This is a genomic window from Arthrobacter sp. GQ119 (assembly GCF_059759125.1).
In genome coordinates this window covers 43,085-58,055 of sequence record NZ_JCAXEA010000005.1, presented here as the reverse complement: position 1 = coordinate 58,055, position 14,971 = coordinate 43,085, and the positions used below count along the sequence as shown (strand labels likewise).

14 protein-coding genes are annotated in these 14,971 nt (G+C 65.3%); 5 read left to right on the top strand and 9 right to left on the bottom strand.

What is annotated here, in order from left to right:
• Nucleotides 1-1,082: 1,082 nt before the first annotated feature.
• The 3 genes from AC6CH3_RS06210 to lepB form a co-directional block, all read right to left on the bottom strand.
• Nucleotides 1,083-2,261: an acyl-CoA dehydrogenase family protein gene (locus AC6CH3_RS06210; protein WP_498131594.1), complete on the bottom strand. Its 1,179-nt coding sequence runs from the start codon at nucleotides 2,259-2,261 to the stop codon at nucleotides 1,083-1,085.
• Nucleotides 2,262-2,267: 6 nt separating this feature from the next.
• Nucleotides 2,268-2,747 (bottom strand): Dps family protein, encoded by a 480-nt coding sequence (locus AC6CH3_RS06205; RefSeq protein ID WP_498131593.1) that lies wholly within the window; start codon nucleotides 2,745-2,747, stop codon nucleotides 2,268-2,270.
• A 96-nt stretch (nucleotides 2,748-2,843) separates the two neighbouring features.
• Complete coding sequence (gene lepB, locus AC6CH3_RS06200) at nucleotides 2,844-3,386, bottom strand: signal peptidase I (RefSeq protein WP_498131592.1); 543 nt, start codon at nucleotides 3,384-3,386, stop codon at nucleotides 2,844-2,846.
• 776 nt (nucleotides 3,387-4,162) lie between these two features.
• On the opposite strand from lepB, the gene AC6CH3_RS06195 reads away from it, so the two are divergent.
• The gene (locus AC6CH3_RS06195) at nucleotides 4,163-6,241 is read left to right on the top strand and encodes an FG-GAP-like repeat-containing protein (protein ID WP_498131591.1); all 2,079 of its coding nucleotides are present in this window, start codon (nucleotides 4,163-4,165) and stop codon (nucleotides 6,239-6,241) included.
• 122 nt (nucleotides 6,242-6,363) lie between these two features.
• Here AC6CH3_RS06195 and AC6CH3_RS06190 read toward each other — a convergent pair whose 3' ends face one another.
• Nucleotides 6,364-7,041: an O-methyltransferase gene (locus AC6CH3_RS06190; RefSeq protein ID WP_498131590.1), complete on the bottom strand. Its 678-nt coding sequence runs from the start codon at nucleotides 7,039-7,041 to the stop codon at nucleotides 6,364-6,366.
• Nucleotides 7,042-7,177: 136 nt separating this feature from the next.
• Entirely contained in the window at nucleotides 7,178-7,510 is a 333-nt protein-coding gene (locus AC6CH3_RS06185) for a thiamine-binding protein (RefSeq protein WP_498131589.1), read from the bottom strand.
• Between the two features lie 111 nt (nucleotides 7,511-7,621).
• Here AC6CH3_RS06185 and AC6CH3_RS06180 point away from each other — a divergent pair, with 111 nt between their 5' ends.
• Nucleotides 7,622-8,242 carry a TetR/AcrR family transcriptional regulator gene (locus AC6CH3_RS06180; RefSeq protein WP_498131588.1) on the top strand — a complete coding sequence of 207 codons (621 nt, stop codon included), beginning with the start codon at nucleotides 7,622-7,624 and terminating at the stop codon, nucleotides 8,240-8,242.
• A gap of 188 nt (nucleotides 8,243-8,430) precedes the next feature.
• Complete coding sequence (locus AC6CH3_RS06175; RefSeq protein ID WP_498131587.1) at nucleotides 8,431-8,655, top strand: hypothetical protein; 225 nt, start codon at nucleotides 8,431-8,433, stop codon at nucleotides 8,653-8,655.
• A 102-nt stretch (nucleotides 8,656-8,757) separates the two neighbouring features.
• On the opposite strand, the gene AC6CH3_RS06170 is transcribed toward AC6CH3_RS06175, so the two are convergent.
• The 4 genes from AC6CH3_RS06170 to AC6CH3_RS06155 all read right to left on the bottom strand — a co-directional run bounded on the left by AC6CH3_RS06170 (nucleotide 8,758) and on the right by AC6CH3_RS06155 (nucleotide 11,208).
• Nucleotides 8,758-9,093: a hypothetical protein gene (locus AC6CH3_RS06170; protein ID WP_498131586.1), complete on the bottom strand. Its 336-nt coding sequence runs from the start codon at nucleotides 9,091-9,093 to the stop codon at nucleotides 8,758-8,760.
• Nucleotides 9,094-9,183: 90 nt separating this feature from the next.
• Nucleotides 9,184-9,495, bottom strand: coding sequence for an AzlD domain-containing protein (locus tag AC6CH3_RS06165; RefSeq protein ID WP_498131585.1), 312 nt, complete (start codon nucleotides 9,493-9,495; stop codon nucleotides 9,184-9,186).
• On the bottom strand, nucleotides 9,492-10,292 hold the full coding sequence (locus AC6CH3_RS06160; protein ID WP_498131584.1) for an AzlC family ABC transporter permease: 801 nt from the start codon (nucleotides 10,290-10,292) through the stop codon (nucleotides 9,492-9,494). The genes AC6CH3_RS06165 and AC6CH3_RS06160 overlap by 4 nt, the downstream gene beginning before the upstream one ends.
• 31 nt (nucleotides 10,293-10,323) lie before the next feature.
• On the bottom strand, nucleotides 10,324-11,208 hold the full coding sequence (locus AC6CH3_RS06155) for a glycerophosphodiester phosphodiesterase (protein WP_498131583.1): 885 nt from the start codon (nucleotides 11,206-11,208) through the stop codon (nucleotides 10,324-10,326).
• 50 nt (nucleotides 11,209-11,258) lie between these two features.
• On the opposite strand from AC6CH3_RS06155, the gene AC6CH3_RS06150 reads away from it, so the two are divergent.
• The gene (locus AC6CH3_RS06150; RefSeq protein WP_498131582.1) at nucleotides 11,259-12,596 is read left to right on the top strand and encodes a DUF445 domain-containing protein; all 1,338 of its coding nucleotides are present in this window, start codon (nucleotides 11,259-11,261) and stop codon (nucleotides 12,594-12,596) included.
• Between the two features lie 167 nt (nucleotides 12,597-12,763).
• On the top strand, nucleotides 12,764-14,941 hold the full coding sequence (locus AC6CH3_RS06145; RefSeq protein ID WP_498131581.1) for a M1 family metallopeptidase: 2,178 nt from the start codon (nucleotides 12,764-12,766) through the stop codon (nucleotides 14,939-14,941).
• The last annotated feature ends 30 nt before the right edge of the window (nucleotides 14,942-14,971 follow it).

Here is a 14,971-nt window from a genome sequence, read left to right as displayed (position 1 = left end):
CTCCTCCTCGATACCGTGTTGAGCGACTACGAGGGTCAAAGTACCACCACACACCAGCGGGATCCATAGGTCATTTCCCCACTGCAGCCGGTATTCGAGCCCAGGCTCCAGCAGAGGCAGCACCTGAGCTCGGTCATCTCCATTTGTTACCCGCCCTCGGCATGATCTATTTCACATCGCTATGCTGGATTTAGTCATGCAGCTGGCTCCGAACCGCTCCGGAAGGCCCCGGCATGACTTCCTCCTCAAACCAGCCCATCCGCTCTCCCAGGTCAGCTACGCCACCCCTCTCGGCGGAACTGGACGCAGCACGTCGGCACTTTCATCGATGGCCGCTCGTGCCTTCCCGCGAATTAAGACGTATCCGCCAAGTCCTGCTCCATCGCGCCAACGCAGGGAGTCCCGAATCAGCGAATCAACTGTCGGAACCCGCTCAGGCTCTGCTGGACCTTGTTACGGCAGAGCTCCAGCATCGAGGACAAACAGTCGGCCACACGGGGCCTCCGGACAGTTCGCGAGACTCAGCGCATATATCCAGACGCCCCGACAATCGGGGGGATAGCCACTCATGACCGGGCACTTTGAGCTTGTCACTGATTCATGCGGAGGATGCAGGCCAAACTCTTGGATAACGGCGGGAACGTACTGGCCGTGTCAGAGCAGTTTGACGATACGGAAGCCGCGGCGCGGGGAATCTTCGTTATTCGGGAGATAGCTGCCTCTGTCCTCATCGAGGATATGACGAGTACGTTGCCGGAACCTGCCGAGATTCCGAGGCCAGCCAGGAAGAAGTGCGCAAGCGGTACCTGGCCGTGGTGCGTGAGTATCCCACTCTCGGGCTCAAGTGTCCTGACCTACAGTCCGGGAACCTCGTGGCCATGCGTTCTACGTGCCCCTGCCCAGGTGATTCCCCGCCCTTGGAATGCCCGTTGGTTATCTGGGCATCATTGGAGCATTCCTTGCCGAGTCGGAGCATCAGCACCCTCGGAATCCAGCAGTTTTTCTGCCGCATTACGGGAGATCTTTTCAGACTTCCCCTTGCTCTCGGTGCTCTTAAATCCGCGCCGATCCGCGGCCGAAGGTCACCATGCGTGTTCGCCCTTGAGGGTCAGCGCCCCGAGTTCCGCGTCGTCGCGCGCCGCATGGTGCTGACGGACGTAAAGCGACAGGTCCGCCATGCATTTTCCGTACCGGTCGTCGAAGGCCAGCGGTCCCGGCCCAAGATTCTGGCTCACCAGCAGCTGAACGCGGTCGACGGCGGCGGCAACAGTTCCGCGGACCCGGAGCGCCTCGCTCCACGCACCGGCTCCCTGCCCGCCTCCGCTTTCTGGCGCTCCTTGCACTGCCTCTGCTTGTGCTGCCTCTGCGTGCGGGAGCCCTGCTGGCGGGACCTGTGGCTGCGCCGCAGGCGCGTCAGCGCTTCCCAGCCGGCCGCCGTCGATCAGTTCAGCCGCGCGGGCAAGGTACTGGGAGGTGGAAGTGAGGATCCTGTCCACCTCGCCCAGGCCGGCGAGGGCCACCTGGTCTGGCTCCCGCTGGGAATGCGTGCCCCGAATGAGTGCGGCCTTGAAGTACCGCCCGAGCGCAACGGCACCGCCCAGCCAGCATGCTGCCACACCCATGCCGCCCCAGGCGAATCCCGGGCGCTGAAAATACCAGCCGTCATCGCCGAGCGGCACCGCCGCCACGCGGTCGAAATGGACCGTCCCGCTGGGGATTTCCCGCAGGCCCCGGCTGGTCCATTCGGGGTCGGTGCAGGTCACGCCGGCATCCCTGAGATCGATGGCAAAGGCGCCCCGGCCTCCCGTTGCGGTGTGCGCGGTGACCACCGCGTGATCCACGAACTGGGCCAGCGAGCACCATGGCTTGGACCCGGTGAGCTGCACTCCCCCGGGCCGGGGTCCGGGTTGCGCTGTCAGGCGGGTGCCCGGTCCCTCAGCAGCGAAGACCCCCCAGGTTCCGGTGAAGGAGTCTGCCCTTCCGGCCTGCGAAAGTATGGCGCCGGCGTCAAGGTGCGGCTCAAGGATGCGTCCGGCGGCCACGTCGATGGAGGCGACGGACGCCAGCAGCTCCCAAAGCCGTGCGGTGCCCCCGCCTCCCGGCTTTGGCGCGGATTTCCCGGCCTCGTTGGCGGCAGCGAGCAGCGCGGGGACGTCCTCCACGGAAGCCGCGACTGCCTCGAGCGTCGGGTCAAGGTCTGCGAGCTGTTCCGGAGTGGAGCTGATTTGGACCGCCTGCCATCGGCGGCGCGGCGGGTTCACGGCGGCTCAGTCTTCCGCGGGCGCAGTCACAGAGGCCGACGCCGCCATGATTTCCGCGTTCACCATCCACGCCAGCTGCTCCAGGCGCGAGATGGCGGCATGCAGCAAGTCAGCGCTCGTGGGGTCTTCCTCGTCCACTTCGTCGTGGACGTCCCGTATGGTCTTCACGGTCTGCTCCAGCCGGGCGGTGATGAGTTTGACCGTGTCCTTGGTGGTTGTGAGCCCGCCGGGGAATTCCTCCAGACGTGTGCCGGCTGACACCGTTGCGCTACGGCCATCCGGAAGGCTGTGGAGCGCGCGCATGCGCTCTGCCGTCTGATCCGCAAGCACCCGGGCGCTGGCGATGATCTCATCCAGCTGGAGATGCAGGTCCCGGAAGTTGGTGCCTACCAGATTCCAGTGCGCCTGCTTCCCCTGCAGATGAAGTTCGATCAGATCGGTGAGCACCATTTGAAGGTTGCCGGCCAGTTTCCGGGACGCTTTCATTTCTTCCTCCGCTGCCATTGACGGGTCCCGGCCGCGTACGGCCGGTCAAGCTGATACCCAGCATACTTATCTTCTGCGGTCTACGCCCTGACTCCACTATTCCCCCGATGGCCACGCCACGGTTGCCTGTACCTTGTCCAGCGGAACGCTGCCATAGGTCCGGGAATCGATGGAGCCGGACCGGTTGTCGCCAAGCACAAAGACATGGCCTGCAGGGACCGTGACGGGCCCAAAGTAAGTGCCGTCGATGCGGCTGTGGTCGACGCCCGGCTCGGCCTGCGGTGTCCCGTCCACAACCAGGACGGAGTCTTCGATGGCCACAGACTGGCCCTGGAATGCGACGGCGCGTTTGAGCGTCGGGCGTCCGTCCTCGGGGCTGCTGAACACCACCAGGTCCCCGGCCCTGAGGCCGCCCAAGAGCGGACCGGGCTTGTACAGCAGGACCGTGCTTCCGCGGGGAACCGCCGGCTCCATGCTTTCGGAACTGACGGTCATGGGCTCAAGTACCCACAAGCGGGTGGCGAGCAGGCCGGCCGCCAGAACCGCCGCCGTCGTGGTTTTTCGGCCCCAGACGGACCGCCCGAACCTTCCGCCAGCGGTTTCGGGTGGGGCTGCCCGGTGACGTGCTAGCCGTCCCACGGGGTTGGTCCTGCCTCGGACATCGCCGTCTGGGGCAGTGACGTTTGAGACCGTGACGTTTGAGACCGTGACGTTTGAGACAGCACCGTTTGGGACAGTGCCGTCTGGGATGCCGCTGGCACGGGGCGCCGTCGGGAAACGGACATGGCTGTGCTTCCTTTCGAAGGACTGCCATGAGCATGCTCGGCCGTTCTTGGAAAAAACTGGGGTTGCGGGGCACCTGGACGGGCGTCCCCGGACTCACCCCCAATTGAGCCCCCTCAAATCGATGGTTTAACTGGGGGGCACTGATGCTTTAACTGGGGGGACAGGGTTTGCAGGCCATTTCCGTGCAGGGTCCCCCGCCATAGGCGCAAAGGCATTTCCCGCGCCCGCGCCCGGGAATGTCATAGGTATCGGCAGGCAATCTGGTGATGTCCCAACCGGCGGATGGTTGCCACCGGAAGAGTGACAAGGACCGCCGGGTACGGGCCGTAGCCCCAGCGGCGTCCGGTCCGGCGTCCCGCTGTTTGGGGGACATTTGCGGCCAGTTCGGGCGCGAAGTGGCAGGTCAAGCCCGGAAAGCTGGGATTCCCTGCATTTCCTATCCGAGATTAATCCAAGGTCTGTTGGTCAATGTGGCGGTGGCAGGGAATCCGCTTCCTGGCCTGGCCTTGAAGGTACTGGGGGCCACTAATCGAGTGTCCATTTGAGGAGTCACCATGTTTTCCAAGTCTGTAGATCGGCCCGAGATGCCGGATGGAGCGCGCAGCGCACGCCGGGCTCACCGACAGCCGATGACGACGACCTCCCGCCGTCTCGCCACCGTCGTGGCCGGCGCACTGCTGGCCGCGTCCCTGGCACCGCTGGCCGCCGTGCCGGGCAGCGCCGCAACCGCCGACGTCGGGCCCATTGACGATGCGAACGGTTTTCCCGCCTGGTATTCAGACGGGACCGTCAAGCTGCAGCTCTGCTACGAAGCAAACAGCGGCTGCCTTTCCGAGCCGCCCAACCCGGAGGCGCCCGTTTCCTACCCCGATAACTTCCCTGATGAAGCGTTCTGGTTTGCTGCCTCGGCCGATGTCGGCAGCATCGGTTCCTACGAAGCCGCTCTCGAAGCAGCGCACGCCAACGAAGAAGTAATCGACGGCGATCAGATGGGCTTCGGCCGGCTGCGGTTCCGGTTTGACAGCCTGCAGGCCGGAGAGTCGTACACCATCACCCACCCGTACGGCGTCCACACGTTCGAGGCAGACGCCGACGGAGTGATCAACGAAACCCTGGACGAGGGCTGCGAACCGACCGCGACAACTGCCTGCGATTGGGCAGGAGTCGGCGCCTCCTTCCTGGGTGCTTACACCACCGGTTCCACAGCTACCTTCCTCCAGCAGGTCGGCGCAGAGGCCGGCACCATCGGTAGTATCGACACCCCCCGGCCGGTCACGGGAGCCCCGTCTGGCAGCAACTTCGTCCAGGTAGTCGGACCGGACGCCGGCGGTCCCGGCGTCGACACGGTGACGGCGAACCTGTTCACCGTCCAGGGCCTGATTGCCGAGGGCACCGATGGCGGACCTTCCACCCCTGACCTGGCAGCCGCCAGCGACAGCGGCCGCTCCAGCACCGACAACATCACCAACATCACCGCGCCCACCCTGACCGGCACCCTGCCGGCAGGCACCGAGGGTCCCGTGGAGCTGATCGTCGACGGCGGCGCTCCGCTGGCCGCCACGGTCACCGGTTCGACATACTCGCTGACGCTGGCATCGCTGGCCCAGGGAAGCCACACCGTGCAGGCACGCGCCGGCGGTCTGACCTCCGCCACGCTCAGGTTCACGGTGGACACCACGGCGCCGGCGGTTGCCGTCACGGCACCGTTCCCGTCCACGCCCAGCCTGGACACCACGCCCAGCCTGACCTTCAGCAGCGCTGACCCGCAGGCACGGTACGAATGCCGGCTGCTGCCCACCAACGGCGCCTGGGATCCGACCTGCTCGTCGCCGAAGACCTGGGACGCCCAGACCAACGGCTTCTACACCTTCAGCGTCCGTGCCACGGACGCGGCAGGAAACGTAGGTGTCGTTGCCAACCGGAACGTCCGCATCGGTACGGGCACCGGCGTCACCAGCGTCTCGCAGGACTTCAACGGTGACGGACGTGCCGATATGGTGGCCCGCGACTCCAGCGGGGTGCTGTGGACCTACATGGGCAACGGCTCCGGCAGCTTCCCCACCCGCGTCAAGGTCGGTGCCGGCTGGAACACCATGAATTCCATCAGCGCCACCGGAGACCTCACCGGAGACGGCCGGGCTGACATCGTGGCCCGCGACTCCAGCGGCGTCCTCTGGACCTACCGCGGCAACGGCTCCGGCACCTTCCCGACCCGTGTCAGGGTCGGTGCCGGCTGGAACACCATGAAGACCATCAGCGCAGCCAGCGACGTCACCGGCGACGGACGGAATGACCTGCTCGCCATCGACTCCAGCGGAATCCTGTGGAGCTACAGCGGCAACAACTCCGGCGCCTTCCCGTCCCGCATCAGGGCCGGCGCAGGCTGGAGCCCCATGGCCATCAGCGCCGCTGGCGACCTTAACCGCGACGGCAACGCCGATCTCGTGGCACGGGATTCCAGCGGAGTTCTGTGGTCCTACATGGGCAACGCCGCCGGCGCATTCCCCACCCGGGTCAGGGCAGGCGCAGGCTGGAACATCATGAACGCCATCAGCGGCGCCGCAGACCTCAACAGCGACGGACGCGACGACCTCGTGGCCCGCGATACCAGCGGCGTCCTCTGGTCCTACATGGGCGACGGTGCCGGCACCTTCCCCAACCGGGTCCGGGTCGGCGGCGGCTGGAACATCATGAATGTGCTCGGCTAAGGGCAACTGCCCCGCACTGTAAAAGCACCGCCCGCGTACACGCAGTACGCGGGCGGTGCTTTGTCCGTTCTCCTTGAAGCCGTGTCCTCAGCTCCCGCCGCCCTCAACTCCCAGTGGCCCGGCTAGCGCACCACGGCCAGCGCGAAGCCGTCCCAGCCTTTGGACCCCACGGTTTGGATGACGGTGGCATCCAAACGGCTGTCCTCCCCCATCAGCTTCAGCGCGCTGAGGATCCCCGGCGCGTTGACCTCGTCCATGGACGGATCCAGCACGGCGCCCTCCCAGACCACGTTGTCCATCACAATGGTGGTGCCGGGCCGGCCCAGCCGCACCGCCCAGTCCAGGTAGCTGGGGTTGTTTTCCTTATCGGCGTCGATGAAGACGAAATCGAAGGCGCCGCTGCCCTCCGCCTCAAGAGCCGCCAGGGTGTCGAGCGCCGCGCCGATCCGGATCTCCACCTTGTGGCCGAGCCCGGCCGCGTCCACGTTCCCCCGCGCCACCTCCGCGTGCTTCGCGAGGTATTCACACGTCACCAGCCGCCCGTCGTCGGGGAGCCCCTGCGCCATCCAAATGGTGCTGAAGCCTGCGAGTGTGCCGATCTCCAAAACGCGTCGTGCTCCCGAAGCCCCGACCAGAAGCTTCAGCAGCTTTCCGGCATTCGGTGATACTTCGATCGGCGGCATCCCGGCGTCGGCGGCGGATTGCACTGCGCGCTGCAGCGCGCTGTCGGGATGCACGACGACGTCGGACAGGAACTCTTCTACGGCCACCCACTCGGGCCGAGCCTTGTGTTCAAACATGGCCCCAGTCTCCCAGCATTGGAATCGGCGGGCCAGAGTCGCGCACTGCCATGCCACTGAGCCGGCGGCATCCTGTTTCATGCCTGAGTCATGCCTGCCGCGCGCCTGTGTCATGCCTGCGGCGGTCCCTTCAGATTCAGGAACGGTCCCCGAGGGCGTCCTCCAGCCGCTCCACTTTTGCCGTCAGTTCGCCTGAGAATCCGGGCCGGATATCGGCTTTGATCACGAGCGAAACCCGGCTGCCGTATTTCCCTACCTCCTCGGCGGCGCGTTTAACCACGGAGAATACCTCGTCCCATTCGCCCTCAATCGTGGTGAACATCGAGTCGGTCTTATTGGGCAGCCCGGAGTCACGGACAACCCTGACGGCGGCGGCAACAGCGTCATGCACTGAGCCGTCGGCGTCCTCTTTGGCGTAGGCGGCGTCGGCAGGAATTCCGGACGGGGCAACTGAAAATGCAAGCAACATAGCCTCAGTTTGGCATGCCGGGAAATGGCAGACGGGCGTGCGCTGCGTCATATTTGGAACTACCAATCGGTAACGAAGTCGCGTGGACACCGCGTTGCTAACCTTTTACTTATGAATCTCGCAGTAGAGCGCAAGCCCCTTCGTGCCGATGCTGCCCGCAATGTGGACAAGATCATTAATGCAGCCCGCGAATGCTTCCGGGACCACGGACCCGATGTGCCACTGCAGACCATCGCCGCCACCGCCGGAGTGGGACCCGCGACGCTCTTCCGCAACTTTTCGGACAAGGAACAACTGGTCCTGGCCGCACTGAACCGCCAACTCCGGCTCACCGTGGACCCTGTCATCGACGTCGCCCTCGCAGGCCAGGACGCAGCCGACGGACTGTTCCGTGTCATCGACGCCGTGATGGCTGCGGCGAGCGAGAACGCCAACCTTCTCGGTGCTGTGGCCGGCCGCCGAGACCTGCTGACCGGCATCACGGGCAGCCTCATTGAATCCGTGGGGGTACTCCTGGGCCGCGGCCAAGGGCAGGGCACGCTCCGTACGGACATCTCGCTGACGGATATGGTCCGCCTTCTGGCCATGCTGATCGGGGTCGTTGACACCATGGAGCCGGGCTCCGATGCCTGGCGCCGGCCGGCGGCGCTCGTGGAAGATGCCATTCGCTGGGAGCGGCCGGTCCGCCAGTTGCCTCCCCAGGTGCCGTTGCCGGGAACACAGTTCGACTAGCCTGACGCCGCCAGAGTTGCGGACCCGGCCGCAGCCTGCTTCATCGGCTGCGGATATTCCCTTGCTGGGGCACGCACAGTAAGCTGGGCAGACCAGTGGTTAGGCAGGCAGCCTCGGGTAAAAATACGTTGCACGGAGCACACAATGGCACTCTTAACGGGTAATCACGTCCGGCTGGCGGAGCCAGCATGAACCGCTCACAGCTCTCGCATTTCATGAGAAATTCCGGCGACCCGGAGGCAACCGTGTCAGCAGCCTCCACGGAGGAGCTGGGCATCATCGTCGACGCGCTTTACCGCAATCTGGACACACCCAACCCGGTGCTGGGAGCCCAGGACTGGTATGACCTCGCCGTTGAGGAGCTGGGCCGGCGGTCGGAGCCGGAATCGCCGGACGCTTACGGGGCAGCCTGACCGGACGCAGTAATCCGGCGGCGTTCGGCTTACGCGGCGTTCAGCTTACAGGCGCATTCGGCGTCACCCGTCGGGGCAATGTCCGGGCAATATTGGCGCGCGCTACGAATCCTGGCGCTTGATGTCCGTCGAATCCTGCGCCTTTTTGGCGTGGGAACCTTTTTCGGGGGCACCCGCTTCGTGGCCCGCTCCCTCTGCTCCCTCTGCTCCCTCTGCGGAGTGTGTCTTCCCGCGGGCCGCATCCTCGGCATCGTGGGCGTGCTCCTTGGCTTCCATCAAATGCTGCTGCAGCTTTTCCTCGGCTTCGCGGCGCCGGCGTGACGTGTCGCGGAGTTCCCTCGTGGCTTGGGAGCCGCTGACCTCGATGTACGGGACTCCCGATTTCTCCTGGGCGTTCCTGTGGGACCCTGATTCCTCCGGGGTTGATTTGTCATTCACTCTGAGTCAGTCCTCTCTGAATTCAACAACACCAGGTTTCATCTCACGATCTACTCATTCACACCCGGCCTCACCCGTCAATCCCGGGCGTCAGTTCCAGCCCGCAACCCGCAGCAGGGCTGCAGTTCCCGCCCCGGCGATCACAACCACCAAAAAAGGTGCCCGGAACAGGAGGGCGATCGCGGCCGCAGCCAGCGCACCGATCCTGGCATCCAGGAGCAGCGACTGGCCCGACGCCACGGCGTTGACGATCGTCAGCGAGGCCAGCAGGCCGATCGTCATTGTCCCGGCGATCCGCGACGTCCGCGGATTTTTCAGCAGCGTGGCCGGGACCAGGTACCCCACGAGCTTCCATGCGTAGGCGAACAGGCAGGACAGCAACAACCACCCCCAGAGGTTCATCGGGCATCACCCCGCGGTGTTCCCGGTTTTTGATTGCGCTCGTGATGGGGCGGGTGATGGGGCCCGTGATGGCGCGCGGTGTACGGATCGATGTCAGGCTCCAACCCTTCATCCTTGGGCCCATGGCTGAACCATCCGATGAGTGCGGCCACTGCCGCAGCCGCCAGGATCGGCACCCCGGCAGGAACAAACGGCACCGCCAGCACCGTGGCGAGCGCGCACACGACGGCGATGGCCACCGGCTCCCGGCCCTTTAGGCGGGGCCACAGCAGGGCCAGGAACGCCGCCACCGCAGCGCCGTCGAGCCCCCACTGCCTGGGGTCGCCCAAGGCGCCCCCGGCCAGGGCTCCGACAGCGGTGAAGACGTTCCACAGCACAAAGATGCCGATGCCGGCGGTCCAGAATCCGCGTTGCTGCTCGGCCGGGTCCGTCTGCCCCGTGCTCGTGGCGGTGGACTCGTCGATGGTCAGCTGGGCGGCCGCGTACTTGCGCCATCCGGTGGGATGCAGCAGCACGTTGAGCTGCATGCCGTAGATTCCGTTGCGCATGCCCAGCAGGGTCGCGGCCCCCATGGCTGCCAGTCCGGATCCTCCGCCGGCGACCACCCCGATGAAGGCGAACTGTGAACCTCCGCTGAACAGCAGCAGGCTCAGGGCCATGGTCTGCCAGAAGTCGAGGCCGGATGTCACGGAGAGGGCGCCGAACGAAACGCCGTACAGTCCCGTAGCCACGCTGATGGAGAGGCCCACGCGAACCGCAGGGGACCCGAGAAGCCGGGCAGGCCAAGTGATGGGCATGGCACCACTCAACCACAGCGGTGCACGGGAACTAAGCCGGCTGCAGCTGGGCCAGAACCCGGGCAGGCCTGTTGGTGGTGATCTCGTGAATCCCAAGTCCGATGCACAGCGCCACGTCACTCTCGGCATCCACCGTCCACACCCTGAATCTGCGGCCCGAATCCAGCCAGCGTTGCACGGTGGGGATGTGCCTGCGGACATACCCGATGCCGGGGCCGGCAATGACGACTTCGCCGTCGTTGAGGATCTGTTCGCCTTCAAGCTGGGCGGCCTTCATGACGTTGGCAACGGCGCCGCCCGTCAGCGGGCCAAGCCCCAGTTCCTCGCGGATTGCGGAGACGTTGATGTCGTCCACCAGTTGGCAGATGAATTGAGGCGCTATCGCTTTGCGCAGATGCCGTACGGCATCCGGGCTGAAACTCATGAAGGTGATTCTAATGTTGTCCAGCCGGGATGTCCGCGGGTCCCACCCCTCCGCCCGGAGGACTTCCAGCACCCGGTCCTCCAGTTTCAGCTGGTACGGGCTGGGGTGCTTCAGTTCAATGGCCAGCCCGATCTCCCGCCCGGAGTCCCGGAGGAGATCCAGCAGGTCGGGGAGGGTGAGGAACTGTTCCGAGCGGGCACCGTACGCCTCGGGGATGCGGACGCCCTTCCACGACGAGAAGTCCAGCAGGCGCAGTTGGTTGATGGTGCGTTCTGCCACGGGTCCGGTTCCGTCCGATGTACGGTCCAGGTTGGCGTCGTGCAGCAGGACCACGTGCTGGTCCCGGCTCAGCTGCACATCGCACTCCACACCGTCGGCCCCGTCGGCAAGGGCCTGGAGGTAGGCCGCCCGGGTGTGCTCGGCGAAATCTGCGCTGGCGCCCCGGTGCGCGTAGACCAAGGGACGGGGCCGGAGTGACTCGTCGGTTGTCATGCTGACACGTTAGCGGACGGCTGCCGGGGAAGCGGGGCTAGGCTGGGCACATGCAGGTGAATTCTGAGCCAACCACGCAGCCAGCCGCCCCGGCCTCCGGCCCTACCCGCCCGGCGGGTCCGGCCGCGGTGCCGCACCAGCTCAGCCCCGGAGACGCTGAAAAGGCGGCAGCGCTGCGGAAGATGAAGCTCGTGGCGCTCGCCCTGCTGATCGCCCTGGCCGTGGTGTTCGTGGTCGCGTTTGCGCTGCAGAAGCAGTACCCCTGGCTGGAATATGTCAGGGCCGCGGCAGAGGGCGGCATGGTGGGCGCCCTCGCGGACTGGTTCGCGGTGACGGCCCTGTTCAAGTACCCCATGGGTCTGAAGATCCCGCATACCGCCATCATTCCCCGGCGCAAAGACCAGATCGGGGCGTCGCTGGGAGAGTTTGTGGAAACCAACTTCCTCTCCGAGCAGGTGGTGCAGGACAAACTCGCCAGCATCAACGTTTCCGGCAAGGTGGGGCAGTGGCTCGCCGGGCCGGGCGGTGCCGAGCGGGTGGCCAAGGAGGGTGCCGCCGTTATCCGCGGCACCTTCAAAGTGCTGAACGACGACGACGTCCAGGCAGTCATTGAGGGCATGGTCCGCAAGCATCTGCTCACCCCGCCATGGGGGCCTCCGGTGGGGCGGATGGCCGAACGTATTTTCGCCGACGGACATCACCACCAACTCGTGGACCTGCTGGTGGACCGGGCAGCTGACTGGGTGGCCGCCAACCATGAGACAGTCATCCGCCTGGTCACCGACCGTTCTCCGCAATGGGTGCCCAGCTTCGTTGACGGCCTTGTGGGCGACAAGGTCTACCTGGAGATCCTGAAGTTCACGCGTGCAGTACAAGCGGACCCGCAACACCAGGTACGCAAGTCAATCGACAAATACCTCACGGACCTGGCCCAGGACCTGCAGTACGACCCCGCCATGATCGCCCGCGCCGAAAGCATCAAGGCGCAGGTTCTCGGAGATCCGGAAGTCCGCGAACTCGCCTCGCGGACCTGGGCGACCATCAAGAGCGCGCTGCTCAGCGCCGTCGACGATCCCGACAGTGATCTGACCGTGAAATTCAAGGCCGCCGTGCGTGACCTGGGGGCACGGCTGGTCAGCGACGACGAACTGGCCGGTAAGGTCAACGCCTGGATCGGCGACGCCGCCGGCTACCTCGTCCGGACCTACCGCTCCGACATCGCCGGCGTGATCACCGATACCGTGGCCCGCTGGGATGCGGAAGAGACGTCCTCAAAGATCGAACTGCAAGTGGGCAAGGACCTGCAGTTCATCAGGATCAACGGCACTGTTGTGGGGTCGCTGGCCGGTTTGGCGATCTTCACGGTGGCGCATCTGGCGTTCGGCTGAGACCCTTCCGGGCACGCCAATCTTTTCTCCCTTGACAGGGGCGTCGGCCAGGCGCATTTTTGTGGCTACAGTACGCCCCCGGCCGTTGGGCCGGCGATCGCTTCCCGGTACCGAGGAAAGTCGGCACCGGTTCCGTGTCCCCTCCGTGGAGCTTTGAATGAGGAGCGATGAAGTCCCTACCCTTCACATCGGCGGCGGGCCGGCATGCCCACTATGGCCAGCCCTCCCGATGGGCTGGCCTCTTGCTTTCCTGCCTGCTTTTTGCCACAGCCCTGACAGCTCCGGCGGCGGCGGCCGACGTCAAGTTCCAGCCCGGAGATCCGGGTCTCGGTGATCCGTACTACCCTCTCGACGGCAACGGCGGCTACGACGTCACCCGTTACTCACTTGACCTCAGCTTCGACCCGGCTACTGGCGCGTTGGCCGGTTCTGCCACCATCCGCGCCCACGCCACGCAGGACCTCTCGTCGTTCAACCTGGACCTCGACGGACTGGACGTACACGCCGTCACGGTCGGTGGAGAGAACGCGATATACACGCGCAGCCAAGGCGAGCTCACAGTGACGCCTGCAGCCGGCATCCGGAACGGGACGAAATTCGAGGCGGAAATCGCCTACTCCGGGATTCCGACGCTTCTTCTTGACCAGTTCGGCCCGTCCGGATTCTTCCATACCGACGACGGCTCACTGGTGATCGGGCAACCCCACGTGGCCGCCACGTGGTTCCCTGCCAATGACCACCCGCTGGACAAGGCGGCATTCACCTTCCGGATCACCGTCCCCGAGGGGCGCGAGGTGGTGGCCAACGGCCTGCTCCGGGACTATTCCACGGACAACGGCAAGGCCACCTGGACGTGGCGGGCGGACGAACCCATGGCTACGTACCTGGCGACCGCCAGCGTGGGCCAGTTCGAACTCAGTAAGTACACCAAAGACCGCATCAGCTACGTGGACGCCATCGATCCCGATCTCTTCAGCCCGGTTGTGGAAGCAAAAACGGGCAAGAACTTCGCGTGGTCCCACAGCGGACTGAACTCCTACACACGCCTCACGAGAACCATCACCGTCCCGAAGGCCGGAGCAGCACTCTCCTTCTGGCTGCAACGGAGCATCGAAACAGGATATGACTTCACCTTTGTGGAAGCCCGCCCGGCAGGCTCCGGCGACTGGACCACGCTGAAAGATGACACCGGACACACGAGCGGCAACCCGGGGATAGCCTGCCCCGACCTTTTGGCATTGCACCCCTTCCTGAAGCACTATCTGACCGACAAGGGCGACGGTAAGTGCACCTCGACCGGCACTACCGGACACTGGTGGGCTGCCACGGGGCCGGGCTCCGGCTGGGAATCCTGGAGGGTCAGCCTCAGCCGCTTCGCCGGAAAGAAGGTGGAGGTTTCCATCACCTACGTGAGTGACGGCGTCCTGCCCTTCGACGGCGTGTTCGTTGACGACATTGGCGTCTCCACCGGAGAGGGCACCACGTCCTTCGAGGATGACGGGAACAAGATGGACGGATGGGCCGCTTCAGGGCCGCCCGAGGGGAGCCCGCCCAGCGAGGTCAAGTGGACCGCGGGCAGGGACGCGCCGCCCTCGCTCGGTGACCGCGTGCAGGCATCCTTCGAGAGGCAGCCCGAAATCATCCGCTTCCTGTCAGAGTACTTCGGCAATTATCCCTTCAAGGCAGCCGGCGGAATCGTGGATGACCTTGACCAGCTCGGCTTCGCCCTGGAGAACCAGACCAGGCCCATCTACTCCAAGTACTTCTTTGCGGACCAGCTGGCAGGAGACTCAGTGGTGGTCCATGAGCTGGCCCATCAGTGGGTGGGAGACGATCTCGCCGTGGAGACATGGCGCGACATCTGGCTGAACGAAGGCTTCGCCACATATGCCGAATGGCTCTGGAGCGGGAACGAGGGCAGGGAAACCCCGCAGCAGATCTTCGACTTCTACGCGCGTGCAATCCCGGCCGAGGCCCCGTTCTGGGCAGTCACCATCGGCGACCCCGGGCCTGAGGCACTGTTCGACCTGGCGGTGTACGTACGCGGTGCCATGACGCTGCACGCCCTTCGCACGCTGGTGGGCGACGAGGACTTCTTCGACATCCTGGAGGAGTGGACGGAGTCGAACACCGGAGGCAACGTCTCCACCGCTGACTTCATCAAGCTGGCCGAGCGGCTCTCCGGACAGGACCTGGCCGGGTTCTTCACGATGTGGCTGTACACCCCGGCCAGGCCCGGCATGCTGAACTTCGTTGACCGCCAGGCCCTCGGGCAGCAGCGCGGTGCGCCCGGCACGGCGCGGCTGCTGGAGGAACGGCTGGAATCCGGGATCAAGCCCCGCTAGGGCACTCCCCCGCCAGGGCACTCCCGGAAA

What these genes read in the sequence shown, in the direction of transcription:
- AC6CH3_RS06205 (WP_498131593.1), bottom strand. Translation starts at nt 2,747, where the DNA reads ATGAAAGCGTCCCGGAAACTGGCCGGCAACCTTCAAATGGTGCTCACC.
- AC6CH3_RS06195 (WP_498131591.1), top strand. Translation starts at nt 4,163, where the DNA reads ATGACGACGACCTCCCGCCGTCTCGCCACCGTCGTGGCCGGCGCACTG.
- AC6CH3_RS06190 (WP_498131590.1), bottom strand. Translation starts at nt 7,041, where the DNA reads ATGTTTGAACACAAGGCTCGGCCCGAGTGGGTGGCCGTAGAAGAGTTC.
- AC6CH3_RS06185 (WP_498131589.1), bottom strand. Translation starts at nt 7,510, where the DNA reads ATGTTGCTTGCATTTTCAGTTGCCCCGTCCGGAATTCCTGCCGACGCC.
- AC6CH3_RS06180 (WP_498131588.1), top strand. Translation starts at nt 7,622, where the DNA reads ATGAATCTCGCAGTAGAGCGCAAGCCCCTTCGTGCCGATGCTGCCCGC.
- AC6CH3_RS06175 (WP_498131587.1), top strand. Translation starts at nt 8,431, where the DNA reads ATGAACCGCTCACAGCTCTCGCATTTCATGAGAAATTCCGGCGACCCG.
- AC6CH3_RS06165 (WP_498131585.1), bottom strand. Translation starts at nt 9,495, where the DNA reads ATGAACCTCTGGGGGTGGTTGTTGCTGTCCTGCCTGTTCGCCTACGCA.
- AC6CH3_RS06160 (WP_498131584.1), bottom strand. Translation starts at nt 10,292, where the DNA reads ATGCCCATCACTTGGCCTGCCCGGCTTCTCGGGTCCCCTGCGGTTCGC.
- AC6CH3_RS06155 (WP_498131583.1), bottom strand. Translation starts at nt 11,208, where the DNA reads ATGACAACCGACGAGTCACTCCGGCCCCGTCCCTTGGTCTACGCGCAC.
- AC6CH3_RS06150 (WP_498131582.1), top strand. Translation starts at nt 11,259, where the DNA reads ATGCAGGTGAATTCTGAGCCAACCACGCAGCCAGCCGCCCCGGCCTCC.
- AC6CH3_RS06145 (WP_498131581.1), top strand. Translation starts at nt 12,764, where the DNA reads ATGAAGTCCCTACCCTTCACATCGGCGGCGGGCCGGCATGCCCACTAT.